The 25395-nt window shown below is 66.8% G+C and carries 24 protein-coding genes and 1 tRNA gene; 22 read left to right on the top strand and 3 right to left on the bottom strand.

The window, feature by feature from the left end; all coding sequences use genetic code 11:
- Positions 1-97: 97 nt before the first annotated feature.
- Positions 98-1057: a prephenate dehydrogenase gene (locus tag LK434_RS03700; RefSeq protein WP_227917836.1), complete on the bottom strand. Its 960-nt coding sequence runs from the start codon at positions 1055-1057 to the stop codon at positions 98-100.
- A gap of 6 nt (positions 1058-1063) precedes the next feature.
- On the bottom strand, positions 1064-2092 hold the full coding sequence (gene aroF / locus LK434_RS03695) for a 3-deoxy-7-phosphoheptulonate synthase (protein WP_006721151.1): 1029 nt from the start codon (positions 2090-2092) through the stop codon (positions 1064-1066).
- 352 nt (positions 2093-2444) lie between these two features.
- Between aroF and LK434_RS03690 the strand changes: the two genes are divergently transcribed.
- The 19 genes from LK434_RS03690 to rsfS all read left to right on the top strand — a co-directional run bounded on the left by LK434_RS03690 (position 2445) and on the right by rsfS (position 22558).
- Positions 2445-2521 (top strand) — tRNA-Arg (locus LK434_RS03690).
- A gap of 122 nt (positions 2522-2643) precedes the next feature.
- The gene (locus LK434_RS03685) at positions 2644-5487 is read left to right on the top strand and encodes an HAD-IC family P-type ATPase (RefSeq protein WP_227917835.1); all 2844 of its coding nucleotides are present in this window, start codon (positions 2644-2646) and stop codon (positions 5485-5487) included.
- Complete coding sequence (locus LK434_RS03680; RefSeq protein WP_006721155.1) at positions 5484-6680, top strand: zinc ribbon domain-containing protein; 1197 nt, start codon at positions 5484-5486, stop codon at positions 6678-6680. Before LK434_RS03685 ends, LK434_RS03680 begins: the two co-directional genes overlap by 4 nt.
- Positions 6681-6752: 72 nt before the next feature.
- Positions 6753-7292, top strand: a complete 540-nt coding sequence (locus LK434_RS03675; RefSeq protein ID WP_006721156.1) for a peptidylprolyl isomerase — start codon at positions 6753-6755, stop codon at positions 7290-7292.
- Between the two features lie 48 nt (positions 7293-7340).
- Complete coding sequence (locus LK434_RS03670; RefSeq protein WP_006721157.1) at positions 7341-8612, top strand: tetratricopeptide repeat protein; 1272 nt, start codon at positions 7341-7343, stop codon at positions 8610-8612.
- A 116-nt stretch (positions 8613-8728) separates the two neighbouring features.
- On the top strand, positions 8729-9760 hold the full coding sequence (gene mreB, locus LK434_RS03665; protein ID WP_006721158.1) for a rod shape-determining protein: 1032 nt from the start codon (positions 8729-8731) through the stop codon (positions 9758-9760).
- Positions 9761-9846: 86 nt separating this feature from the next.
- Positions 9847-10758 carry a rod shape-determining protein MreC gene (gene mreC, locus LK434_RS03660; RefSeq protein WP_006721159.1) on the top strand — a complete coding sequence of 304 codons (912 nt, stop codon included), beginning with the start codon at positions 9847-9849 and terminating at the stop codon, positions 10756-10758.
- 8 nt (positions 10759-10766) lie between these two features.
- Complete coding sequence (gene mreD, locus LK434_RS03655; protein ID WP_006721160.1) at positions 10767-11333, top strand: rod shape-determining protein MreD; 567 nt, start codon at positions 10767-10769, stop codon at positions 11331-11333.
- A gap of 5 nt (positions 11334-11338) precedes the next feature.
- The gene (gene mrdA / locus LK434_RS03650; protein ID WP_006721161.1) at positions 11339-13387 is read left to right on the top strand and encodes a penicillin-binding protein 2; all 2049 of its coding nucleotides are present in this window, start codon (positions 11339-11341) and stop codon (positions 13385-13387) included.
- 9 nt (positions 13388-13396) lie between these two features.
- On the top strand, positions 13397-14578 hold the full coding sequence (locus LK434_RS03645; protein ID WP_040361222.1) for an FtsW/RodA/SpoVE family cell cycle protein: 1182 nt from the start codon (positions 13397-13399) through the stop codon (positions 14576-14578).
- Positions 14579-14682: 104 nt separating this feature from the next.
- On the top strand, positions 14683-15543 hold the full coding sequence (locus LK434_RS03640; protein ID WP_006721163.1) for a hypothetical protein: 861 nt from the start codon (positions 14683-14685) through the stop codon (positions 15541-15543).
- A gap of 101 nt (positions 15544-15644) precedes the next feature.
- A complete protein-coding gene (locus LK434_RS03635; RefSeq protein ID WP_006721164.1) occupies positions 15645-17522 on the top strand; it encodes a TIGR03960 family B12-binding radical SAM protein in 1878 nt (625 codons plus the stop codon).
- The gene (locus LK434_RS03630) at positions 17519-18358 is read left to right on the top strand and encodes a TIGR03936 family radical SAM-associated protein (protein WP_006721165.1); all 840 of its coding nucleotides are present in this window, start codon (positions 17519-17521) and stop codon (positions 18356-18358) included. The genes LK434_RS03635 and LK434_RS03630 overlap by 4 nt, the downstream gene beginning before the upstream one ends.
- Before the next feature lie 97 nt (positions 18359-18455).
- Positions 18456-18824, top strand: coding sequence for a 50S ribosomal protein L21 (gene rplU / locus LK434_RS03625; protein ID WP_040361224.1), 369 nt, complete (start codon positions 18456-18458; stop codon positions 18822-18824).
- Positions 18825-18863: 39 nt separating this feature from the next.
- Entirely contained in the window at positions 18864-19121 is a 258-nt protein-coding gene (gene rpmA / locus LK434_RS03620; RefSeq protein WP_006721167.1) for a 50S ribosomal protein L27, read from the top strand.
- Between the two features lie 171 nt (positions 19122-19292).
- Positions 19293-20798, top strand: coding sequence for a GTPase ObgE (obgE, locus tag LK434_RS03615; protein WP_006721168.1), 1506 nt, complete (start codon positions 19293-19295; stop codon positions 20796-20798).
- Positions 20799-20801: 3 nt separating this feature from the next.
- Positions 20802-21467, top strand: a complete 666-nt coding sequence (gene nadD / locus LK434_RS03610; protein ID WP_006721169.1) for a nicotinate-nucleotide adenylyltransferase — start codon at positions 20802-20804, stop codon at positions 21465-21467.
- A gap of 2 nt (positions 21468-21469) precedes the next feature.
- Entirely contained in the window at positions 21470-22075 is a 606-nt protein-coding gene (gene yqeK, locus LK434_RS03605) for a bis(5'-nucleosyl)-tetraphosphatase (symmetrical) YqeK (RefSeq protein WP_148334572.1), read from the top strand.
- Between the two features lie 18 nt (positions 22076-22093).
- Complete coding sequence (gene rsfS, locus LK434_RS03600; RefSeq protein ID WP_006721171.1) at positions 22094-22558, top strand: ribosome silencing factor; 465 nt, start codon at positions 22094-22096, stop codon at positions 22556-22558.
- A gap of 154 nt (positions 22559-22712) precedes the next feature.
- Here the strand turns inward: rsfS and dinB are convergent, their stop codons facing one another.
- Positions 22713-24008 (bottom strand): DNA polymerase IV, encoded by a 1296-nt coding sequence (gene dinB / locus LK434_RS03595; protein ID WP_006721172.1) that lies wholly within the window; start codon positions 24006-24008, stop codon positions 22713-22715.
- Positions 24009-24203: 195 nt separating this feature from the next.
- On the opposite strand from dinB, the gene rpsP reads away from it, so the two are divergent.
- The 3 genes from rpsP to LK434_RS03580 are packed head-to-tail and all read left to right on the top strand — an operon-like array spanning position 24204 to position 25394.
- Complete coding sequence (gene rpsP, locus LK434_RS03590; RefSeq protein ID WP_006721173.1) at positions 24204-24560, top strand: 30S ribosomal protein S16; 357 nt, start codon at positions 24204-24206, stop codon at positions 24558-24560.
- 29 nt (positions 24561-24589) lie between these two features.
- Complete coding sequence (locus LK434_RS03585; RefSeq protein WP_040361465.1) at positions 24590-24874, top strand: KH domain-containing protein; 285 nt, start codon at positions 24590-24592, stop codon at positions 24872-24874.
- 4 nt (positions 24875-24878) lie between these two features.
- Positions 24879-25394: a ribosome maturation factor RimM gene (locus tag LK434_RS03580; protein ID WP_006721175.1), complete on the top strand. Its 516-nt coding sequence runs from the start codon at positions 24879-24881 to the stop codon at positions 25392-25394.
- Position 25395: the final 1 nt, after the last annotated feature.

Raw genomic sequence — 25395 nt, 5'->3', positions numbered from 1 at the left:
GTCCTGCGCCTTTCGTTTCGTGGATGGGTGCGGCCCGGCGCCTGCGCATGGGGCGAGCGCCGGGCTCAGGGGATGAACGGTGTCGCCGTGCGAAGCGTCATGCACGGCGCGGTGCGTCGTCGAGTGCGCGCTTGATGCGATCGCCCTCGTCGAGCAGCCGCTCGAGCCCGTCTCGATCGCCGCTGGCAAGCGCCTGGCGAACGGCCGCGAGGTTGTCGATGAGCGTCTCGATCTCGAAGCCGAGGGCGTCGGCGTCGTCCATCATGAGCTCGGACCACATGTGCGGGTTGAGGTGGGCCACGCGCGTGAGGTCACGGTAGCTGCCGGCCGAGAAGCCGTGGTGCTCCCGCGCGGTGGGGCTCTTGACGTAGGCGTTGCTCACCACGTGCGCGAGCTGGCTCGTAAAGGCAATCACGCGGTCGTGGGCCTGCGGGGTGGTGACGGAATACGAGCCGAATCCGCAGGGCTCGAGGAATTCGTGGATGCGGTCGAGCAGGTCGAGCCGCTCGATGTCGCTCGTTGGGGGCGGGGTGAGCACCATGGGCGCCCCGCGGAACAGGTCGGCGTGCGCGTGCGCGAAGCCCGAGAACTCGGTTCCCGCCATGGGATGGGCGCCGCAGAAGGAGAAGCCGTGCTCGGCGGCGAGGTCGAACGCCTCTGTGCACACTCGCCCCTTGACGCCGGCGGCGTCGATGACGATGGGCGCCTTACCCTCGCGGGCGAGCCGGCCGAGGATCTCGGCATGGCCGCGGAGCCATTGCAGGCAGGCCTCGGGGTACGCGGCGAGCACGACCAGGTCGCACTGCGCGAGGTCCTCGGCTGAGCGCAGCAGCCCGTCGAGGACATCGATGCGGGCGATCGCCAGGGTGTCGGCATCGGTGTCCCATGCGCGCACGCGCCAGCCCGCCGCGGCGTAGGCGCGCGCGAAGCTGCCGCCGATCAGCCCCAGGCCGACGATACCCACGGCGGGGGAGGATCCCTTCGCGGGCTCGGCGGCGACGCGTTGCGCCTCGACGCCGGGACGCGAGCACTCAGCCGGTCGCATCTGCTCGTCCATCTGCCCTTACGCCTCCTCGCGCGCCATGTCGGCGACGACCGAGCGGATGGCGCGGATGCGCTCCATGGTGCGATCGAACTGGTCGGGCGTGAGGGCCTGCGCGCCATCGGACCATGCCTCGGCGGGGTTGTCGTGCACCTCGATCTCGAGCGCGTCGGCCCCGGCGGCGCACGCGGCGAGCGCCATGGGCTCGACGTAGCGGGTGTAGCCGGTCGCGTGGCTCGGATCGGCGACCACGGGCAGGTGGGTGAGGTAGTGGAGCGCGGGCACCGCGTTGAGGTCGAAGGTGTTGCGCGTGCGCGTCTCGAACGTGCGGATGCCGCGCTCGCAGAGCATGACGTTGTCGTTTCCCTCGCTCATGATGTACTCGGCGGCCATGAGCAGCTCGTCGATGGTCCCGGCGATGCCGCGCTTGAGCAGGACGGGCGTGCTCGTCTTGCCGACCTCCTTGAGGAGGTTGAAGTTCTGGGCGTTGCGGGCGCCGATCTGCATGACGTCGATGCCGCGGTCCACGAAGAGCTCAACGTCGCGGACGTCCATGACCTCGGTGACGATGGGCATGCCGGTCTCGGCTTTCGCCTCGAGCAGCAGGTCGAGGCCGCGCTCGCCCATGCCCTGGTAGGCGTACGGGGAGGTGCGGGGCTTGTAGGCGCCGCCGCGCAGCATGGTCGCGCCGGCCGACTTGCAGCGGCGGGCGATCTTGATGAGGTTGTCGCCCTCGACCGAGCAGGGACCCGCTATGACCTGAAACGCGCCGCCGCCGATCTTGACGCCGCCGCCGAAGTCGATCACGGTGTCGGCGGGGTGGAATTTGCGGTTGGCCTTCTTGAAGGGCTCGGAGACGCGCTGGACGCGCTGGACGACGTCCATCGATTCGAGCAGGAACGGGTCGATCTTGGTGGTGTCGCCCACAAGGCCGATGACCGTCTCGTTGGAGCCGCGGCTCACATGGGCGGTGAGGCCCTTGCCCTCGATCCACGAGACGATACTGGAGACGGCCTCGTCCGAGGCGTTTTTACGCAAGATGGCGATCATGTGCCGGTCCTTTCCGATGCTCGTGCCGGAAGGGTCCCGGCTCGCGACTCGTCATGCTCTTTTTCTTAATGTAGGAGTGTACCCCACCGGCCGCGGTGGGCCGCCTTGCGCGAACAAAGGTAACAAGCGCGACAAATATCGCATCTGGGGCGGATTCCGCCCACGTCCACCGTCACGCCACGCTCGACTCGACATGTGCCGCTGAGCATATCCGCCGGGCCTTGCGTGCGTTTCGCCCGGGCTGGAAATCAAGTGGTGCGCCCGATTCATCAAGCGGCGCGCCTCACGAATCTGAAAGATTCAAATTCACTCGGCGCGATGCGGCGCCCTTGGGTATAATGCTTGCCGTCGCGCGCCATTAGCTCAGTGGATCAGAGCGTCTGCCTCCGGAGCAGAAGGTCGTAGGTTCGAACCCTATATGGCGCACCATTCTAATGCTCCTCGAACCCGCGTATGGGTTCGGGTCTTGGGGTCGCGGGCGCTCGTCGCTCGTGACCTTTCTTTTACGGTGCCTCCGACCGGTCTCGGTCGGGCGTTGTGATGGGAGTCGCATGGACAGCACGAATGTCGACAACCCCTTTGACGAGCGGGGCCTTTCGTTTGCGGAGGTCGAGGAGCGCATCGCTGCGGGCAAGGTGAACGTCAACACGGAGCTCAAGACCAAGTCGGTGCGCGAGCTCGTCATCGAGAACGTGTGCACCCTGTTCAACCTCATCAACGTCGTCCTTGCGGTGCTCGTCATCATCACGGGCGCGTGGAAGAACCTCACGTTTTTGGGCATCGTGTTCCTCAACACGGCAATCGGGATCATCCAGGCCATGCGCTCCAAGCGCATGGTCGACAAGCTGACGCTGCTCGCCTCGAAAAAGGCGGTCGCCCTCCGCGACGGCGCACTCGTGGAGCTGGACCTCGACCAGATCGTGCTCGGTGACGCGATTCGCCTGGGGCGCGGGGACCAGATCCCGGCGGACGCCGTCGTGCTCGAGGGCGAGTGCCACGTCAACGAGAGCCTGTTGACCGGAGAGAGCAACCCCATCCACAAGCGGCCCGGCGATGAGCTCATGAGCGGCAGCTTCATCGACGCGGGCCTCGTGGTCGCGCGCGTGATCCACGTCGGCGCCGACAACTACGTCGCGCGCATCAACAACGAGGCCAAATACGTCAAGAAGGTCAACTCCGAGATCATGAACGCGCTGAACGCCATCGTGCGGTTCGCGAGCGTGCTCATGGTGCCCTTGGGGCTCGCGCTCTTCATCGCGAGCGCGCGCACGTCGTTTACGGCCTGGTGCGACCTTGCCCCGGACTCCTCCGCCACGGTGGTGTCCTGGATCGCATCCGGGGAGGCGCGGGCCGCGCTCTCCTCGGCGATCCTCTCCACCGTCGGCGCCCTGCTGGGCATGATCCCCCAGGGCCTCGTGCTCCTGACGTCGTCCGTGCTCGCCATCGCCACCATCCGCCTGGCACGCCGCAAGGTGCTGGCGCAGCAGCTCTACTGCATCGAGACGCTTGCGCGCGTCGACGTGCTGTGCCTGGACAAGACGGGGACCATCACCTCTGGTCATATGGAGGTCGAGGGAACCTACGTCGCCCTTCGCGACGGCTCGGTCGCCCGTAGCGGCGCGGATGAAGACCGGGCGGGGGCGATTTCCTATCGCCGCGAGGACGCCGAGGAACTCGACCGCGCGCTGTCGGGCATCGCCCGCGCGACGTCCGCCGACGCCAACGAGACGTGCACCGCCTTGCTGCACCATTTCGCGGACGCCCCGCACGTCCCCTCCGCCGTCCGCGCGATCGCGTTCTCGTCGGCAAAGAAGTGGAGCGGCGCGGTGCTCGCGTGCGCGGACGGTGAGGCCTCCTACGTGATGGGGGCCGCCCAGTTCGTGCTGGGCCGCGAGGACTTCCAGCTCTTCGAGTCGAGCGTCAACCGCCTGGCGTCGAGCTGCCGCGTGCTCGTGGTCGCCCGCGTCGACGGGTTCACGGATGAGGGCGACATGGTGGGCGACGCGCGTCCAATCGGCTTCGTGACGATCCGCGACGAGATCCGCCCCTCCGCCGCCGAGACCATCGGGTACTTTCGCGAGCAGGGCGTGACGCTCAACGTCATCTCGGGTGACGACCCGCGCACCGTGTCCTCCATCGCCCGCGTGGTGGGCATTCCCGGCGCCGAGGCGTTCGTGGACGCCACGACGCTCGACACCCCCGCCAAGCTCGATGCCGCCGTCGACCGCTATCACGTGTTCGGCCGCGTCACCCCGCAGCAGAAGCGCGAGCTCGTGGTCGCCCTGCAGCGCCGCGGGCACACGGTCGCCATGACGGGTGACGGCGTGAACGACGTCCTCGCGCTCAAGGAGGCGGATTGCTCCGTGGCCATGGCGGCGGGCTCGGACGCCGCGCGCAACGTCGCCGAGATCGTGCTCGTCGAGAACGACTTCGCCGCCATGCCCGCGGTCGTCGCCGAGGGGCGGCGCTCGATCAACAACCTGCAGCGCTCCGCCGCGCTGTTCCTCACCAAGACGCTCTTCTCCATGGGGCTCGCGGCCATATGCATCGTGGCGCCGCCCTATCCCTTCCAGCCCATCACCATGACGCTCATCAACTTCTTCTGCATCGGCTTTCCGAGTTTCGTGCTCGCGCTCGAGCCCAATCGCGCGCGGGTGCGGGGGACCTTCTTGGCCAACGTGCTCAAAAAGGCGCTGCCCGCCGCCGTCGGCGTGCTCGCCACCTCGCTGCTGTGCATCCTCGCGGCGGGTGCGTTCGGGTTTGGGCAGGAGCTGCTCTCCACCATGTGCCTCATCACCACGTGCGCCGTGGGCCTGTGCCTGATCTGGCGCATCTCGGTGCCGTTCACGCCGTTGCGGCGCGCGCTCTTCGCGTTCGTCGCCGCGGGCCTCGCCGTGGGCGTCACCGTGTTTCCCGGGTTCTTCTCCATCGCACGCCCCACCATATGGGCGAGCCTGCTCACCGCGGTGTTCTCGCTTGCGGGGTGCGCGATCTTCTATCGCCTGGCGGACGCCATGGAACTATCTTCCGCGCGCTCCGGTCGTCTGGCGACGGGCTTTGGCCGCGGGGTGCGCGTGAGCCTCCGCGGTGGGCGGCGCTCCCGGAGCTCGCGCGTCGACTCGACAGGGAGCTCCGCGCGCCGGGCCATCGAGGCCGCGCGCACACGCATGGAGCGCCGCGCCACCGCGCGCGAGCTGGCGCGTGCGGAGGAGCACGCCCAGGAGGGGGCGCTCGGCGCCGAAGATCGCACGGCGCGGCCCGATGGCGCTCGTCGGGTTGGCGTGGAGCCTGCCGGCAAGCGCGAGGATGTCCGCAAAAAGCGGTATCGTGTTGAGCAGGCACATGGCGGCATCCGCGTGAAGATGCCCAAGACCACCCGGAAGAAGGACCAGTGATCTGCCCCATCTGCAACTCCACCGCACCCGATGAGTCCACGCACTGCCCCTCGTGCGGCGCCGCTCTTACCGGCCCCGACGGCGTCTCGCCGGCGCACGACCCCGCATGCGACTCCGTCTCTGAGTTCATCTTCTGCGAGGGCTGCGGCGCCCGCCTGAGCGCCGAGGACCGCACCTGCCCCAAGTGCGGCAGGCCCGCGCCCGGCATCCTCTCCCAGAATTCCGCCGCCCTGGATCTCGCCGCAGGCAAGACGGCGAGCTTCCCGCGCCTGACGTCGGACATGATCGCCGGTGCGGTGTCCGCTCCCGAGGCGACGAGCGACGCGGGCCCCGTGTTGGGCGCGTTTGACGGGGACGCCACGAGCGTGATCGATTCCGACGAGGTTCGCTCCGCGGTGGATGTGGCCCCTCGTTCGGGTTCCTCCCGCTCGGGCTCCCGGCGCCCCCTTCCCCAGCAGGGCGAGGACGCCGCTGACGGCGCCGACCCCTATGCCAAGCCCCGTCGGGGACGCTGGATCGCCCTGGCGGCGTGCGTCGCGCTCGTCGCGGGCGGCGCATGGTTTGTCGGCACCGACCCCCTCGGCGTGATGCCCGGCTTCTACGCGTCATTCGAGAGCGCGGCGAGCGACATGTTCCCCAGCCGGCAGGTTCCCGAGGACGACGCCGATGCCGAGGATGCGCCCGCGGATGTCGAGGATGACGAGTCCGCCGATTCCGCCCAGGTGAACGACTCGACGCTTTCCGAGGCCGAGGCGTACCAGCGCCTGAGCGCCATCTACGCGCGCATCGTGGAGCTGCAAGACCAGATCGGCCCCGTGGTCGAAACCTACAACGGCCAGTACCTCGTCAAGGACGCGGCGCAGCGGCGCGAGGCGTCGCGGGGCGCATATGATCTGAGGGACTCCCTTACGGGCGTGCTCGACGACATCGACGCGCTCGTCCTGTCGGACGACACCGCCTATGCGCAGGACGTCGAGCACATGCGGCAGCTCGCGACGTGGACGTACAACCGCGTGGACGTCCTGTGCCGCTCGTGGGACATCAACCTCGCCCTGGGGGAGGACGAGCGGCCCGCTGACCACCAGGACGAGATCTTGGCCCCCCTGCGCGAGGTCGAGAAAGTCGACGGCAAGGCCGTCGATGTGGTCCAGTACGAGCAGAACGTTTCCGCGTGGAAGCCGGTAGAGAAATAAAGCACCCGGCCCGTACGTCCGGTCGCGTGCTACTATGTACCCTGTATGCAACGATGACAGGGGAGGACGCCCATGTTCAATAGGAAGACCCGCACGCCCGAGTACCAGCTCGTCGGTGACGAGACCGCCGTGTTCGAGACCTCGAAGGGCGCCATCCGCGTCGCGCTGGACTGCGAGGGCGCTCCCATCCACGTCGCCAATTTCTGCGAGCTCGCGACCATGGGCTTTTACGACGGCCTCAAGTTCCACCGCTACGTTCCCGGTTTCGTTATCCAGGGCGGGTGCCCCAACACGCGCGACATGACGTGCGAGCAGGTCGCCGCCGGGCTGCCCGGCCCGGATGGCCAGCCCGGCACCGGCGGTCCCGGCTGGTGCATCAAGGAGGAGTTCTCCACGAACCCCCGCAACAGCCATGTGGACGGCGCGCTCGCCATGGCGCGCTCTATGGACCCCAACTCAGCGGGCTCCCAGTTCTATTTTTGCCTGGGGCCGCAGCACAACCTCGACTCGGGCTATACCGTCTTCGGTTCCACGCTCGAGGGCAAGGACGTCATTTCCGCGCTTCGCGCCGGGGACGAGATCGTGAGCGTAGAGATCGTCCACGAGGCATAGCCGTTCGGGCATCACCCATGTATCGCACGCACAATTAGAGGAGCACACGTGAACACCCAAGTTCTGGATCAGGCGCGCAACGCGTACCGCACCGGTGACTTCGCCGCCGCCGCGCAGTTGTTCGCCGCCGCCAAGGACCCCTCCGAGCTCGCCGGTGAGGCCGACCACCTGCGCGGCAACTCCCTCATGCGCCTGGGCCGCTATGCCGACGCGGTCGAGGCCTACGACGCCGCGCTGCGCGACGACGCCTACGGCAAGCGCGGCGCCCTGCTCACCAACCAGGGCAAGGCACTCATGTCCTCCGGCGACGTGCGCTCGGCGGTCTCCGCGTTCTCCGCGGCCACGCAGGACGCCAGCTACGCGACCCCCTACAAGGCGTACTTGGGCTTGGGCGACGCGCTCAAGAAGCTCGGCAACCTCACCGAGGCGGGCGTGGCCTACCGCCAGGCCGCCATCGACGGCACCAACCCCGCGCCCGCCGGGGCGCTCGCGAGCCTGGGCGATTGCTTTGTGGGACTCCAGCGTCCCGAGGACGCCATCGAGTCCTATCGCACCGCCCTCGACTTCGCCGGCCCGCGCGACGACTCGCGCGCCATCAGCGCCGGCCTGGGGCAGGCCTACGTCGCCGCCAACCGCTTCACCGACGCGGTGGACGCGTTCAACAACGCCACGGCCGACGGCATCTACCAACTCACCGCCGACCAGCGCGACGCCTTCGAGCGCGCAAAGGACACCCTGTCCGCCTCCTCGAGCATGGTCGCGTCCACGGGCTCCTATACCACCGGCGTCGACCCGCTCGACCCGTTGGGGCAGTCCGGCAACTTCATGCCCGACCCCTCCGACACGGGCTTTTTCACCCTTTCCGAGCAGGAGATGGTGCAGCAGGATCGCGCCGAGACCAAGGTGCGCCGCAAGCATCGCCACACCGGGCTCAAGGTGTTCATCGTCATCCTGATCGTCCTGCTCATCGCCGGCGGCGGGGCGGCGTTCGCCTACACGCGCGGCTTTGGCATCCCCTCGCAGCAGGACGTGCTCTCCAAGCTGTTCCAGGCCGCGACGGACGGCGCCGATACCGACGAGTACCTCGCCTCGGGGCTCGACGAGAGCCAAAAGGCGGTCATCTCCGCGAGCATCCCGCTCGATGCCACGGCGACCATCGAGGGCATGGACGCGGGCATGAGCGAGACCACCGCCACGGTCAACGTCACCCTCAAGCAGGGCGGCGAGATGACGTACGAGGTCGGTTTTGTGCGAGAGGGCCTCGGGTGGGCCGTCTCGAGCATCTCCACCGACTTCGACGTCGAGACCTCTGCGGAGTAGGAAGATGTGCAAGCCGTGCGTTCCTTGCGGCCGCCGTTCGGCGCGCGGGGCTCGCACGGTACACTTTTGAGAACCGGCACGTTGAGTTTGACGTAGGAGCAGACTTGTTTTCTTTGATGGACATGTTCTTCGGCCAATATGACGGCGATCTGGCGATCGACCTCGGCACGGCCAACACGCTTGTCTCGGTTCGCGGCAAGGGCATCGTCATTCGCGAGCCCTCCGTCGTCGCCATCGACAAGAACGACGAGCGCATCTTGGCCGTCGGCATCGAGGCCAAGCGCATGCTCGGCCGCACGCCCGGCAACATCGTCGCCGTCCGACCGCTCAAGGACGGCGTCATCGCCGATTTCGACGTGACCGAGGCCATGCTGCGCTACTTCATCGACAAGGCGAGCGAGAAGCGCTATCCGTGGACGCCGCGCCCCCGCGTGGTCGTCTGCGTTCCCTCCGGCGTGACGTCCGTCGAGAAGCGCGCCGTCTTCGAGGCGACGATCCAGGCGGGTGCCCGCCAGGCCTACCTCATCGAGGAGCCCATGGCGGCCGCGATCGGCGCCGACCTCCCCGTCGAGGAGCCCACGGGTTCCATGGTCATCGATATCGGCGGCGGCACCACCGAGGTCGCCGTCATCGCCATGGGCGGCATCGTCGTGTCGCAGTCCATACGCATCGCCGGCGACGAATTCGACCAGGCGATCCTGCAGCACGTGCGCGACGCGTACAACCTGGCCATCGGCGAGCGCACGGCCGAGGACATCAAGATCAAGGTGGGCTCCGCCGTCCCCCTCAAAGATGAGCTCGACGTCGAGGTCAATGGACGCGATGTGATCAGCGGCCTGCCCAAGACGGTCCGCATCGAGAGCGAGGAGATCCGCCGCGCGCTCAACAAGCCGCTCGACGAGATGACCAAGGCCGTCAAGGACGCGCTCGACGCGACGCCGCCCGACCTCGCCTCCGACCTCATGTACTACGGCATCCTGCTCACGGGCGGCGGCGCCATGCTGCGCGGCCTGGATGTTCGCCTGCGCGATGAGACCGGCGTCGCCGTCAACGTGAGCCCGACCGCCCTGGACAACGTGGTGAACGGCTGTGCCCGCGTGCTCGAGGCCAACGCGTTCGACGGCGGGTTCGTCCAGAGCAACGCCTAACTGCGACGAAAGGGCGTCTTGTGGGAAGCAAACCCAAGTACTCCTCAAACCTGCATAACGCGCGACAATCAACGGGTGGACGCCCGTTGATTGTTTTATGCGTCATCTCCCTTCTGCTGCTCACGTTCTACCTGCGCGAGGGCGATACGGGCCCCATCCATGCCGTGCGCGGGGGCGTCATGACCGTCACCTCGCCCGTGCGCATGCTCGGGAGCGCCGTGGCGGCGCCGTTCGGCGCCCTGGGCAACATCGCCCAGAACGCGACCGCGTCCTCCGAGACGCTCTCCGAGCTCAAGAAGCGCAACGAGGAACTCACCGCCCAGGTCGCCGAGCTCTCCGAGGCGCAGGAGACCGCCGAGCGCCTCGAGAAGCTCGTGGGCCTCAAGTCGACCTACAGCCTCGAGTCTACGGCCGCGCGCATCATCGGCTCGACGGGTGACGCCTGGACCGACTCCGTGATCATCGACAAGGGCTCCGCCTCGGGGTTCGAGGTCGGGATGCCCGTGTGCAGCGCGGGCGGGGTGATCGGGCAGATCATCGAGGTCTCGGCCAACACCTCGACCGTCCGGCTCATCACCGATGACCAGTCGGGCGTCTCGGCCATGATCCAGGGCTCGCGCGCCCAGGGCGTGCTCCAGGGGCAGGCCGACGGTACCCTTCGCCTCGAGTACGTCGTGTCCGACGCCGAGGTGGCGACGGGCGATATCGTCATCACCTCCGGCATCGGCGGCACGTTCCCCAAGGGGCTGCCGCTCGGAACCGTGGCGTCGATCGACCGCGCGCCCAACGCGGTGTACTACACCATCGTCGTGCGTGCGGCCTCCTCGGCGGAAAGCAACGAGGAGGTGCTGGTGATCACCTCGGTCTCGGAGGACCAGATAGCGTCCGACGAGGAGGTCGACTCCGCCAACGGCGTGCCTCAGGGCGGCTCGGACGCTCAGGGCGATGCGGGCCAGGACGCAGGCGGTCAAGACGGATCGTCCGGCACTGACGAATAGGGGAGGGCATGGGACTCGAACTGAACAACTCGGGGCGGACGCGCTCCGCATTCATAGCCACGATCGTCGCATGCGCCGTTCTGCAGGTGGCCCTTGCGCCCCAGATCTCGCTGTTCGGCGGGCGCTTCAACTTCATGCTCGTGCTCACGGCATCGCTCGCCATCTCGGGCGATTCGCGCGCGCTCGTCTACATCGGGTTTTTCTCCGGTTTGTTCTACGACCTGACCACCACCTCACCGGTGGGCTTCATGGCTTTGCTCCTCGCGGTCATGGGGTACGCCGTCGCGCTGATGTCCCGTGGGCTCTCGTCCGGTCTCGGCATGCAGACGGTCCGCGTGGTCGTGCTCGCCGTGATCGCTGTCAACGTGCTCTACGGCCTCGGCCTCTTCTTCATGGGCATCGAGTCAAACGTCCTCATCTCGGTCGGCGTCCACGGCCTCGCCTCGAGCCTTCTCGACCTGGTCGCGTGCGTGCCGCTGCTCATCTTGGGCGGCCAGGGCGGCGCCCACGGACGCACGGGTCGCGGGCGCCGCGGCCTGTCCTATGGCGGCACGCGGTATAAGGGCCTGAGGTAGGCCATATGAACGCTCAGCTCATCGTCATCATCGCCGGGTGCATTCTCGCCGCGGCGATCATCGGCGCCCTGCTCTTTTTGAGGGGGTATTCGGGCAAGTTCACGTTCGACACGTCGACCGGCACGCGCCCGCGGGCCTCCGAGGGCGAGGGGAGCACCTCGGGCGTCAAGTCCAACGGGCGCTTCAAGTTGCTCACGGCCGGCGTGGGCACCGTGTTCGCGGCGATCGTCGCCAAGCTGTGGAGCATGCAGATGGTCTCCTCGGACCACTACGACGAGCTCGCCGAGAAGAACCGCACGCGCGTGGTCACCACGCCCGCGCCGCGCGGCAGGATCTTGGACCGCAACGGCGAGCCCATCGTCGACAACCGCTCCTCGCTCGCGATCGTCGCCTACCGCGACTTGGCGGAGAACACGGTCGTGGTCCGTCACCTGGCCAACGTGCTGGGCATGCCCTACATGGCGGTGCTGCGCAACATCCAGGATAACACGGAGGGCGCTCAAAGCCAGCACACCATCGCCTCCGACGTGCGCCGCTCGACGATCGGCTACATCATGGAGCACATCGACCAGTTCCCCGGGGTGAGCATCGCCGCGCGCACGGAGCGCTCCTACCCCAACGGCACGCTCGCCTGCCACCTGGTGGGCTACACGGGCACGGTCACCCAGGAGCAGCTGGACGCGCAGGACGAGCTGTCCGACGAGGAGCGCGCCGGCAAGATCGTGTACCAGTCGGGCGACCAGGTGGGCCAATCCGGCGTCGAGTATTACTACGAGAACCTGCTGCAGGGCATCCGCGGCGAGCAGACGGTGAGGGTCGACGCCGACGGCAACGTGACCGGCCAGGCGGGCGCGGTGCCCGCGAAACCCGGCAGCGACATCAAGCTCACCATCGACCTCAAGGTCCAGCGCGCATGCGAGGAGGGGCTCAAGAAGGCGTTCGAGGTCGCCGAGAACACCGGCAACAGCCCTTCGGGCGGGTCGTGCGTCTGCATCGACTGCACCAACGGCGAGGTGCTGGGCATGGCGTCAGCGCCCACGTTCGACCCCTCGGTATTCGTGGGCGGCGTGTCATCCGACGCCTGGAGCCAGCTCAACGACGACGAGGGCGGGCATCCGCTGCTCAACCGCGTCATCGGCGGTCAATACATGTCCGCTTCCACCATCAAGCCCTTCACGTCGCTCGCCGGCATGGAGTACGGCGTCTATACGGCGGCCATGTCCTCCACCTGCACCGGATGGTGGACCGGCCTGGGCGAGGCGTGGGGCAAGAAATGCTGGCTCGAGTCGGGCCACGGGGTACGCAATCTCGAGACGGGCATCCGCGACTCGTGCGACGTGGTCTTTTACGATCTGGGCAAGAACTTCTTCTACGACGAGGACAACCCCGAGGGCCTGCAGGAGATGTACCGGCGCTGGGGCCTGGGCTCGAAGACCGGGATCGACCTTCCCTCCGAGGCGGCGGGCCGCGTGCCCGACTCGGCCTGGAAGGAGGAGTACCACAAGGACTGGAGCGCCGATCAGCGCGCGTGGAACGCCGGCGACATGACCAACATCGCCATCGGGCAGGGCGATATCCTCGTCACGCCCCTTCAGATGGCCGTCGCGTACTGCGGTCTTGCGATGGGCGGGGTCGAGTGGACGCCCCATGTCCTGCTGTCCGCCGTCGCGCGCGACGGCGAGGGGGACGCGTACGCATACGAGCCCAAGAAGCGCCTCACGGCCAAGATCGAGACGGAGGGCGCGATGGACGTCGTGTATCGCGGCGTCCACTCGATGATCTACGAGGAGTCCCCCGTGACGGCCGCGCACTTCACCAATCTGCCCGTCGAGGTCGCCGGCAAATCGGGTACCGGCGAGAAGGACGGCGAGGACCCCTACGGCTGGTTCATCGCGTACGCCCCCTTCGACGACCCCAAATATGTGGTGTGCGCCATGGTCGAGCGCGGCGGCTACGGGTCCACGTGCGCCATGCCCGCGGTGCGCACGGTCCTGGGCGCCCTGTACGACGCGCCCGATGACCAGACGTACACGAGCGGCGACAGCACGAGGTAGGTGATTAGCATGGGTCAGGACACGCTCAAGCGCGTGAACAAGCATATGAGCTCGGGCAAGGGCGGGTTTCGGCAAAAGGTGAGCATCCCGGTGCTCGTGGCGTGGGTGTGCCTTATCGCGTACGGCGCGCTGGTGATATGGACCGCCTCGCTCACCATCGAGGAGGCCTCGTTCTCGCGCCAGCTCGTGGGCATCGGCCTGGGCGCCGTGCTGGCGTTCCTGTGCTGGAGGCGTGATTTCTCCGGCTTGGCGGGCATGACGACCGTGCTGCTGGTGCTCGACCTGATCGTGCTGTTCAGCCCCTATATCCCCGGCTTGTCGTATAACGCCAAGGGCATGACGGGCTGGATCAAGATCCCCCTCATCGGCCTCACCTTTCAGCCGGTCGAGCTCGCCAAGCTCATCACGATCTTCTTCATGGCGTCGCTGGGGGCGCAGTACAACGGGCGGATCGACAGCGTGCGCGAATACGTCAAGCTCTGCGGGATGCTCGCGATCCCCTTTGGGGCCGCCGTCGTCGCGGGCGATCTGGGCAGCGGACTCGTCGTGTTCTTTTCCGGCGCCTGCATCATCATGATGAGCGGTCCCAAGAAGGAATGGGTGCTCTGCACGATCGCCGTGCTGGTGGGCGCCGTCTCGGTGGTGCTGACCCTCGACTCGGTCCTCGACGGCGTCCTGGGAAAAGACGTGCTGCTCAAGCAGTACCAGATGAACCGTCTCCTCGTCTTCATCGATCCCGAGTCCGACACGTCCGATGCCGGCTACAACGTCTTGCAGTCGCTGATCGCCGTGGGTTCCGGCGGCTTTTTCGGCAAGGGCATCGGCAATGCCTCGCAAAGCGGCGCGGGCTTTCTGCCGGAGGCGCACACCGACTTCGTGTTCGCGCTCCTCAGTGAGGAGTTCGGGTTTTTGGGAGCCTTGATCCTCCTCGCGCTGTTCGCCCTCCTGATCTTCTCCACCATCCGCGTGGCGCACCAGTCCGACTCGCTGTTCTTGCAGCTGGCCTGCATCGGCATCGTGGGCATGTGGACGTTTCAGCTGCTCGAGGAGGTGGGCATGTGCATCGGCCTCATGCCCGTCACGGGCATCCCGCTGCCCTTTATCAGCTTCGGCTCATCGTCTATGCTGATGCAGTGCGCGGCGTTCGGCATCGTGCAGTCGATTTGGCGCTCGCGCGGCAAGGTCGCGTGACCGATTGCGGTGGGCACGCCGCCTAACGCGGGCCGTATGCCCGCATCTCGTACACGTTTGCGACCGTCGCCCGTCGGGATGCGGGCGCGGTGAGGAGGGCATGCATGGGCATCTCCCTGGATTCGATTCTCAACACGGTCAAGCTCGGCGCGTCGGTGCGCGGCGAGATGGACGCTGCGATCCGCGTGGGCGTGTACGTGGATGCAACCGCCACCCCGTTTCTCATCGAGACGGTTCGCGACGCCTTCGTGCCGCAGACGACCTCGGCGCTCGTGCGCGTTGAGCGCCTGGGGTCTCTTCCGGCAACCGCCAAGCCCGATACCGACATCGCCATCGTGCTCTCCTGCGGCAGCCCCGTGCTGCAGGCGCGCGTGCAGGAGCTCGTTGTGTGCGGGCCTCCGGTCGTGGTGCTGGCCGAGTCGAGCGTCGAGGTCCCCTTCATCGAGCGGGATAGCCGCATGCTCGGGCTGGTCGCCGCGACGGACAAGGTCCACCTCCTTGCGTCGCTCGCGCGCTGGATCTTGGAGCGCACCGACAAGCAGACCGCCTTCGCCGCCAACTTCCCGTTCATGCGCATCGCCGCCGCCAACCGCATCATCGTCTCGACCTCTCTTGGCAACCTCGCGACGGGAGCCCTGTTCTTCGTGCCCGGTGCGGACTTTCCGGTGATGACCCTCGCGCAGCTCGGGATGATGCTGCGCCTCGCGGCGGTTTTCGGTAAGCCCTTGCGTCCCGAGCGCGCCTATGAGGCGGTCGCGATCCTCGCGGCGGCCTGCGCCATGCGCGCCGGGGCCCGCATGGCATCTCGTCGGGCGGGGCGCCTCGGTTTCGTTCCCAAGACCCTCATCGGCGGGGCCGGGACCTATGCCCTTGGACGCGCCCTGGCCTGGTGGTACGCGAGCGATGTCAGCTACGACCGCGCGAATCGATTCATCCGCGCCGCGTGCACCCGGCGGCATGCGTAAAAGGCGCCCGCGCGCGTCGCGCCTTCGTCCCCGCGGCCCGCGGCGCGCACGGGGCATACGCCCCCCCTTGCACCTCAACGACCGATTGGAGTTCGACGCCCATGAGAGCCGTCTACGAAAATCGCTTCTCGGAGCTCGAGCCGTTGCTCGCGCGCGTGGAGAAGCCAACGCGCTACATCGACCACGAGTGGGGCGCGCTCTATAAGCCCGAGGCGGAGCACCGATGCGTGCTCATCTACCCCGATGTGTACGAGGTCGGCCTTCCCAATCAGGGCATCGCCATCCTCTACCGCAACCTCAACGAGACGCCGGGGCTGTCCTGCGAGCGCGGGTACATCCCCTGGATCGACATGGCGGACGCCATGCGCGAGGCCGGCATGCCGCTGCTGTCGCTCGAGGGCGCCGCGCCCATCGCCTCGTTCGATGTGGTGGGCTTTCACGTCCCGCACGAGATGGCGTGCACCAACTACCTCGAGGGCCTGGACCTCGCGGGCATCCCGCTGCACGCGTCAGATCGAGGCGAGGACGACCCCATCGTGATCTGCGGCGGCCCATCCGTCTACAACCCCGAGCCCATCGCGCCGTTCTTCGACGTCATGCTCATCGGCGAGGGCGAGGAGCAGATCGTCGAGTTCTGCCAACGCCATCGCGAGCTGCGCGACGCGGGCGTCCCCCGCGCCGAGATGCTGCGCGAGCTTTCCAAGGTGGGCGGCGCCTACGTGCCCTCGCTCTACGAGGTTCGCCACGACGAGCCCTGTTCCAAGCACGGGTACACGGTCCCGCGCGACGGCGAGGATGTCCCGCCGGTCGTGTACAAGCGCGTGGTCAAGGACTTCGGTGCCACCAACCCGGTCCCGCAGAGCATCGTGCCCTACGCCCAGATCGTCCAGGACCGCCTGTGCGTCGAGGTGCTGCGCGGCTGCGCGCGCGGCTGCCGCTTCTGCCAGGCCGGCATGACGTACCGGCCGGTGCGCGAGCGCTCCGCCGACCAGGTGGTCTCCGCCGTCACGAGCGGCCTTGCCTCCATGGGCTATGACGAGGTCTCGCTGAACTCCCTTTCCTCCACCGACCATTCCAAGTGCGCCGAGATCCTCAACCGGCTCAACAGGCGCCTGGGCGACACCGGCATCGCCATCAACGTCCCCTCGCAGCGCCTCGACTCCTTCGGGGTCGACATGGCCGCCGCCGTGGCGGGGGAGAAGAAGGGCGGGCTCACCTTCGCCCCCGAGGCCGGCAGCCAGCGCCTGCGCGACGTGATCAACAAGAACGTGACCGAGGAGGACCTCGAGCGCGCCATCCGCGCGGCGTTCGAGCAGGGCTGGCGGCGCGTCAAGCTCTACTTCATGATGGGCCTGCCGGGCGAGACGGACGAGGACATCGTCGCCATCGCGAACCTCGCCGACCACACCCTCGAGGTCGCGCGCGAGGTCGTGCCCAAGGAGCAGCGCGGCGGCATCTCCGTCTCCGTCTCGGTCTCGGTGTTCATCCCCAAGGCCCAGACGCCGTTCCAGTGGTGCGGCCAGACACCCAAGGACGAGGTGAAGCGCCGCCAGCAGCTCCTGCTGCACAGCGTGCGCAACCGCGCGGTGCGCGTGCACTACCACGACGCCGAGACCTCGCTCATCGAGGCGGTCATGAGCAGGGGAGGGCGCGACATCGCGCCGCTCATCGAGGCCGCGTGGCGCCGCGGCCAGCGCTTCGACGCCTGGACCGAGCAGTTCAGCCTCGACCGCTGGGAGGAGGCCGCGCGGGAATGCGGGCTCGACCTGCGCGAGATCGCGCAGACCCCCTACGAGCTCGACTGGCGTCTTCCCTGGGAGCACGTGAGCCCCGGGGTGTCGCGCGGATTCCTGCTGCGCGAGTACCGCCGCTCGCTTGAGGGCGTGACGACGCCCGACTGCACCCGCACGTCCTGCACGGGCTGCGGTATCTGCCCGACCCTGCACGTCGAGAACGTCCTGGTAGGTGAGCGCTCATGACGAATGTGACCGAACCCACGCTCTTTCGCCTGCGCGTGGCCTATCCCAAGCTGGGGCGTCTCAAGTACCTCGGACACTTGGAGCTGATCCACACCGTGGAGCAGATCGTGCGCCGCGCCAAGCTGCCCTATGCGGTCACGCAGGGCTTCTCGCCGCACATGCGCATCGCCTACACCTCCGCGCTGCCGGTGGGGACCTCCTCCGCCGCCGAGTACTTCGACGTGTATTTGACTGAGCTCGTTCCCGCCGAGCAGGCGCTTTGCCAGCTGCAAGAGGCGGCGCCCGTCGACATGCGGCCCCTGGCCGCCGGCTATGTCGAGCTTCGCCGCCCGGCGCTCACGGCGGAGATCAACGAAGTCCACTACCTACTTGAGGTTTTCGTCAACCCCGGGTTTTCTGTGACGGACGAGGCGCTCTCGCAGGTCTTCTCTGGATGGTATGACCAAAGCGCCGAGATCCCGTATCGTCGAGGCAAGAAGACCAAATCCCTGGACGTTCGCCATCTGCTCAAAGGTTGCAGCCACCGCGTTATGCCCGATGGTCGTATCTGGCTCGAGCTCAACACACGCTGCGACAACGAGGGCTCGCTTCGCCCCGAGATTATCGTGGCTGCCCTCGATCAGGCACTACGTGGCCTTGAGCCGGGCGTCGACGAGGAGATCGTCTCCACCGGTATTCAGAAGCTCATGACTATTTCATCGTATAATGTCGAGCGCTGCTCACAGCGTATCCGCATAGACGACGCGAGTGAGGTCCACCCGCTGGGCCATGAGCTTGAGGCACCACAGGGGAGCCTTACGGCGCGTAGCGCAGCGGAGGCTTTGTCGAACCTGTGAATATGCAGGGAAAACGTTGAAGTAATCCGTTGACGTGCCACAAACCACCTGATACCATATCCGACTGTTGCACAACTGATGCATGAAGGGCAAGAACATGTACGCAATCGTTTCCACGGGCGGCAAGCAGTATAAAGTCGCCACCGATGACGTCATCACCGTCGAGAAGATCGAGGGCGAGGCCGGTTCCAAGGTCGAGCTCGAGGTCATCTTCCTCAACGATGGCAAGAAGATCGTCACGGATCCTGCCAAGCTCGCCAAGGCTAAGGTCACTGCTGAGATCCTGGAGCAGTTCAAGGGCGAGAAGCAGCTCGTCTACAAGTTCCACAAGCGCAAGCGCTATCACCGTCTCAAGGGCCACCGTCAGCAGCTCACCAAGCTGAAGATCACCAAGGTCCAGGCCACGTCCCGTGCCGCCAAGAAGACCACCAAGGTCGAGGAGCCCGAGGCTCCCGTCGCCGAGTAGACGCACCATTTGTAAGTAGTTAGAGAGCAGGTACCTGACATGGCACACAAAAAAGGTCTCGGTTCCTCCCGTAATGGTCGCGACTCCCGCGGCCAGCGTCTGGGCACCAAGCGTTTTGACGGTCAGACCGTGAAGGCCGGCGAGGTTCTCGTCCGCCAGAACGGCACCCACATCCACCCCGGCGAGAACGTCGGCCGTGGCAAGGACGACACCCTCTTCGCGCTCGTCGAGGGCAAGGTCAAGTTCACCAAGGGTCTCAAGCACCGCGTGAACGTGTACCCCGCCGTCGAGGCGTAAATCACCCTTTTTGCATTCGCATCATTGGAGACCCTCTGGGCATGCGCTCGGAGGGTCTCTCTGTGTGTAAATTGGGGACGGACCCCAAATTGCACATAGGCCTTTGGTAAGGTAGATGCCGAATTACGCTCCGCATCCATGTGCAATTTGGGGTCCGTCCCCAATTTACACATGCGCTCGCGCACCGATCTGATTCTACGTTTGAGGAGGGACATCGTGTCCCAGTTCACCGATATCTGCCGCATCAACGTCAAGGGCGGCGACGGCGGCGCCGGCTGCATGTCGTTTCGACGCGAGGCCTTCGTCCCCAAGGGCGGACCGGACGGCGGCGACGGCGGTCACGGCGGCGACGTCGTGATCCAGGCGGATGCGCAGCTCTCGTCGCTCATCGACTACCGATTCAAGCATCACTTCCGCGCCGAGGCGGGCACGCACGGCAAGGGCGCCAAGAAAGACGGCGCCGATGGCAGGGACCTCGTGCTCAAGGTCCCCATGGGCACGGTGATCCGCGAGCTCGACAGCTCCACCATGGAGCCGCGCTACGAGATCGCCGACCTCACGCACGACGGCGAGCGCGTCGTGGTGGCGCCCGGCGGAACGGGCGGCCTGGGCAATCCCCATTTCGTGACCTCGACGCGCCGCGCCCCCGCCTTTGCCCAAAAGGGCGAGCCGGCCATCGAGCACTGGATCGAGCTCGAGATGAAGCTCATGGCCGACGCGGCGCTCGTCGGTTTCCCCAGCGTCGGCAAGTCCTCCCTCATCGCGCGCATGAGCGCCGCCCGCCCCAAGATCGCCGACTACCCGTTCACCACGCTCGTCCCCAATCTCGGCATGGTCCGAGCGGGGGAGTACTCCTATGTGGTCGCCGATGTTCCCGGCCTCATCGAGGGCGCCGCGGAGGGCAAGGGCCTGGGCCATCAGTTCCTGCGCCATGTGGAGCGCACGGCGCTCATCTTGCACGTGGTGGACATCACGGGCAGCTACGAAGGGCGCGATCCGCTCGAGGACTACCGCATCATCAACGACGAGCTGCGCCGCTACGCCTCCGAGCTCGCCGATCGCCCGCAGATCGTCGTGGCGAACAAATGCGACGCGTCCGGCGTCTCCGATCGCGTCCAGGCCCTCAAGATGGCAGCCCTCGCCGACGGTCACGAGTTCTTCGCGGTCTCCGCGCTGACCGGCGCTGGCCTGCAGACCCTCATGCTCGCCTGCGGTGAGCGCGTGAGCGAGCTTCGCCGCGCGATCGCCGAGGAACAGGCCGCCGCCCCCGCATTTGACGAGGAGAAGTGGGAGCGCGCCCGCAAGGCCCGTGACAAGCGTTTCGACGTCGTCATGGAGGAGCCCGGCGCCTGGCGCGTCCACGGCACGAACGTGGAGCGCATGGTGGTGCAGACCGATTGGGAGAACGAGGAGGCCATCATCTACCTCCAGCACCGCATGGCGCGCATGGGCGTCGACGACGCGCTCGTGAAGGCCGGTTGTCGAAACGGCGACGAGGTGCGCATCCTCGGGTACGCCTTCGACTTCGAGGGGATCGAGGAGGACGTCGAAGACGAGCCGGACCTCGACGAGCACGAGGGCGTCTTTGAAGCCGTCGACCTCGACGCCGGCGATGGTGCCATCGATGAGGAGCCGCGCGACGAGCCGGGCCGCGCGGACTGCGCGCAGGGGGAGTAGGCGATGCCGAGCGCTTCGCGTCGCCTGCTGCCCGCGCTGGGATCCGACCCCGCGAGGACGTATCGCCTGGGTATCATGGGCGGCACGTTCGACCCCATCCACTACGGGCATCTCGTCACCGCCGAGCAGGCGCGCGAGGCGCTCGACCTCGACCTGGTGCTCTTCATGCCCGCCGGATCGCCCGCGTTCAAGCAGGACCAACGGGTGAGCGACCCCGAGGACCGCTATGCCATGACGGTGCTGGCGACCGCCGCGAATGCCGCGTTCTACGCGAGCAGGTTCGAGATCGATCGCCCCGGCATCACGTACACGGTCGACACGCTTGGTGACCTTCGGGCTCATTACCCGGACAACGTCGAGCTCTACTTCATCACCGGGGCGGACGCCATCATGGATATCCTCGCCTGGCACGACGCCGAACGCCTGGCGTCTCTCGCCACGCTTATCGCGGCCACACGCCCCGGGTATGACATCGATACGGCGAAGGCCCGCATCGCCGCCTCCGGAATCGATTTCGACGTGCGCTACATCGAGATTCCCGCGCTCGCCATCAGCTCGTCGAGCATTCGCGATCTGGTCGCCGCCGGCAAGAGCCCTCGGTACCTCACGAGCGAGTCGGTGATGGGATATATCCACAAGAACGGCCTGTATCTTCGAGAGGGTGAATGACCATGGCGTTGTCCGATGAGCAGATCGCTGTCCTGCAGGATGTGCAGGAGATGCTCCAGGTTCGCATGAGGGAGCTGCCGAGGCGCTATCAGCACTCCCTCGGCGTCGCGCGCACGGCGGTCGAGTTGGCCCGCGCATACGGGGTCGATGAGTATCACGCCGCGCTTGCGGGCCTGGTGCACGATTGGGATAAGGTGCTCGACGACCATGAGCTTCTCGCCCGCGCCGCCCAATACGGGGTGCGCGTGAGCGGCTCGCCCACGCTCGCCGTCGGGTTGCTGCACGGTCCCGTGGCGGCCCATGAGCTCCCCCATATCTTCGAGGGCATCTCCGCCACGGTGTGCCAGGCGGTCGCCCGCCATACCGTGGGAGCACGCGATATGACGCCGCTCGATATGGTCGTGTTCACCGCGGACGCCATCGAGCCCGGTCGCCGGGGCGATTACGCCGAGCGCCTTCGGGCCATGGTGGGCCGGGAGCCCTTGGAGGAGCTGTTCTTCCAAACCTTCGCCCAGGGCCTCGTCTACGTGATCTCGGGCGGGCGCTACCTGTACCCCACGGCGATTGACATCTATAATGCGTACGCGGCGCGCCGAGCGCGCCGATGATCTTGAGAAAGGTTTTCCATGTCCGATATGACTGACGCCCAGCTGCTCGATTACGCCGCGGGGCTTTCCGCCGCTCCCTCATCCGACGAGTTCGACGAGGGATCCGCCTCCGTGGACCGCGCGGCGGCGTCGCTTTCCTCCGCCGGTGTCCCGGCGATCGAGGTCGCTCGCGCCGCGGCGGACGCCGCCGAGTTCAAGGGGGCCGAGGACGTCTGCATCGTCGACCTGACCGAGCTCTCCGACGTCTGCGATTACTTCGTGATCGCCACGGGCAGCAACACGCGCATGGTCGACGCCATCGTCGATGAGGTCGAGGAGAAGGTCGCCAAGACATGCGGCGAGCACCCGTTCTCCATCGAGGGGCGCGAGGAGCGCTCGTGGATCCTCATGGATTACGGCTCGGTCGTCGTGCACTCCTTCACGCCCGAGGCGCGCGAGTACTACCGCCTCGAGAAGCTCTGGGGCGACGCCCCCCGCGTGTAAGGGGCGTTTTTTCACATGCGGCGGGCGAGCGCGGCGTAATGCTTGTAGAGCGCCGCGAACTGCCCCCGGTACGAGGGGCCCACGGTTTGTCCTTGCGGTAAAAGTGCAGGATCGCCATATGCTCATGGATGGGCGCCGTCCCGCGCGTAACTCTTTAGTCGCTTGTCTTGGATTGGGTGAGGAACTTTGCCGGGTCCACGAGGTCGCCGGCAAAGCGCGTCGCGCGCCCGAAGCTCACCGCCTCGCGGCCGAACTTCTCTCGCACCGCGTCCATCGTGACCGCCAGGGCGCGCCGATCGCTCGCGACGGCCCCGCGCTCATCGACCTCGCAGAACAGGTCGGTCTGGATGCCGGCCGCATCGCTTCCGAAATCGCTGACGCCAACGCCCGCCAGGCGCACGCGCATGCCCGGGTGCCAGATGCCCCGCATGAGCTCGCAGGCCACGGGGCCGAACACGTTCTCGTCGTCGGTGGGGTGGGCCAACCGACGCTGAGCGCTGCGACCCTCCCCAAAGGAGAACTTGAGCTTGAGCGTCACGGTGCGCCCCGCCAGGCCGCGCCGCCTCAGCCGCGCGCCGACCGACTCGGAGAGCAGCTCGATCGCGGCGAGCACGTCCTCCAAATCGGTCAAATCGCGCGTGAACGTCCGCTCGTTGCTCACGGATTTGACCTCGTCGGGAGCATCGATGGGCAACACGGTGCTCTTCTCGAGGCCCGCGGCGCGCTCGCGCATGCGGGCGGCGTTGACGCCGAAGATGGGCGAAAGCACATCGTCGCGGGCGGCGGAGAGCTGTCCGAGCGTGCGGATGCCCATGCGGTGCAAGGCCGCGTCGGCTGAGGAGCCGATGCCGCTCATGGCGCGGACCGGCAGCGGGGCCAGGAAGGTCCGTTCCGTTCCCGGAAGCACGGCGGTGAGCCCGCGCGGCTTCTCGCGCTCGCTCGCGATCTTGGCGACGGTCTTGTTGCAGCCGAGGCCGATGGAGCACGTCACGCCGATCTTGGAGACCCGCCGAGCGATTCGCTGCGCGATGGCGAGGGGGCTCTCCGCATTGAAGCGCCCGGGTGTGATGTCGAAGAACGCCTCGTCGATTGAAACCTGCTCGACGAACGGCGTCTCGTCCGCGAGGATCGCCATCACCTGCGAGCTCACCGCTCGGTACCGGTCGAAGTGACCCGGCGTCCAGATCGCCTGCGGGCAGAGGCGCTTGGCTTGGGCGGAGGACATCGCGGAGCGGACGCCGAACGCGCGCGCCTCGTACGAGGCCGTCGAGACCACGCCCCGCTTGTCGGGCGATCCGCCCACGATGACGGGCTTGCCGCGCCACGCAGGATGGTCCAGCTGCTCGACGCTGGCAAAAAAGGCATCCAGGTCCAAAAGCCCTATCGCGGGACCACGCCAGGCCCCGAAGAGGCCCTCATCAAAACCGTATGTATGTTCGCATGTGTCCATGCGGTAAGTATATCGATTTTTACCCGTGTACGCTGCATGAACCTACTTGCATTCGCGCGAATCTCAGATAAGATATGGATTTGCTTGCGACTTATCCAAATGAAGCCGGTCTCAAATGCTTCCCGTCGAGTCCTTGCACACGGTATTTGTCCTGGTTGGGAATGCAGCATAAGGCTGCGAAAAGAAGGAGTTTGCATGGCTGTCAAGATCCGCCTCGCTCGTCATGGTTCCAAGAAGCGTCCGTACTACCGCGTCGTCGTCGCCGACTCTCGCACGCGTCGCGATGGTCGCCCCATCGAGGAGGTCGGTCGTTACAACCCGATGACCACCCCCAAGACCATCTCCCTCGACCTCGAGAAGATCGCCGACTGGCAGTCCAAGGGCGCCCAGCTCACTGACGCCGTCGCCGCTCTGGTGAAGGCCGCCAATGAGGGCGAGAAGGCCGCCGCCGCGCCTAAGAAGTCCAAGAAGCAGCTTGCCAAGGAGGCCGAGGAGGCCGCCCGCAAGGCCGAGGAAGAGGCCGCTGCCGCTGCCGAGGCCACCGAGGAGTAACGGTGTCCGAGGAGCTGATCTCTGAGACAATGGACGACGAGTCGCTTGAGCTCGACGAGAGCGAGGAGCTGGTCTCCGATCGCATCGCCGACCTCGTCGAGTACCTGGTCGTCAACATCGTCGACGATCCCGACGGTGTGAGCCTCGAGGTCATCGACGGCGCGAGCTCGTCCACCATCGAGGTGACGGTCGCCGAGGGCGACGTCGCCAAGGTGATCGGTCGTCACGGCCGCACCATCAAGGCCATCCGCACGCTTGCGCGCGCCCTTGCCGCCCGCCTCGACACTTCCGTCGAGGTCGAGGTCATGGGGTAGGCACGTGCCGGCCGCTTATAAGAACATCGCCCGTGTGGTCCGTCCGCACGGCACGAAGGGGGAGGTCCTCGTGGCGCCGCTGCGGGGCCTTCCTCTTTTGCTGTCCCGTGGCATGAAGGTGCATCTGACGCCCCCGGCCCTCAAGCGTGAGCGCGTCTCCACCGTGGAGGCCGTCTCGCCCGTGCCCGAGGGCGCACGCGTCCGCTTTTCCTGCTCGCGCAACCTGGATGAGGCGGAGTCGCTTGCCAGGTGCTACGTGCTGGCTAATTGCGATGATTTCGAGCTGGGAGCCCTCGACGCCGCGTTCGACGAGCTCATCGGCCGCAGTGTCGTCGATGAGCGCCACGGCGAGATCGGCGTCATCGGCGAGGTGATGGAGACCCCGGCGAACGACGTGTGGGTCGTCGGCAGCGGCGCCTATGGCGAGGTCCTGATTCCCGTCATCGCCGATGTCGTCGAGGCCATTCCGTCTGAAGGGCCGATCCCCGTCCGTCTGATGGACGGCTTGCTCAACCTGTAGG

The organism is Collinsella stercoris DSM 13279 (genome assembly GCF_020735465.1).
In the GTDB taxonomy this organism is placed as follows: domain Bacteria; phylum Actinomycetota; class Coriobacteriia; order Coriobacteriales; family Coriobacteriaceae; genus Collinsella; species Collinsella stercoris.
Note: the sequence above shows the minus strand (reverse complement) of the source record. Positions and strands in the feature narration are given on the sequence as shown.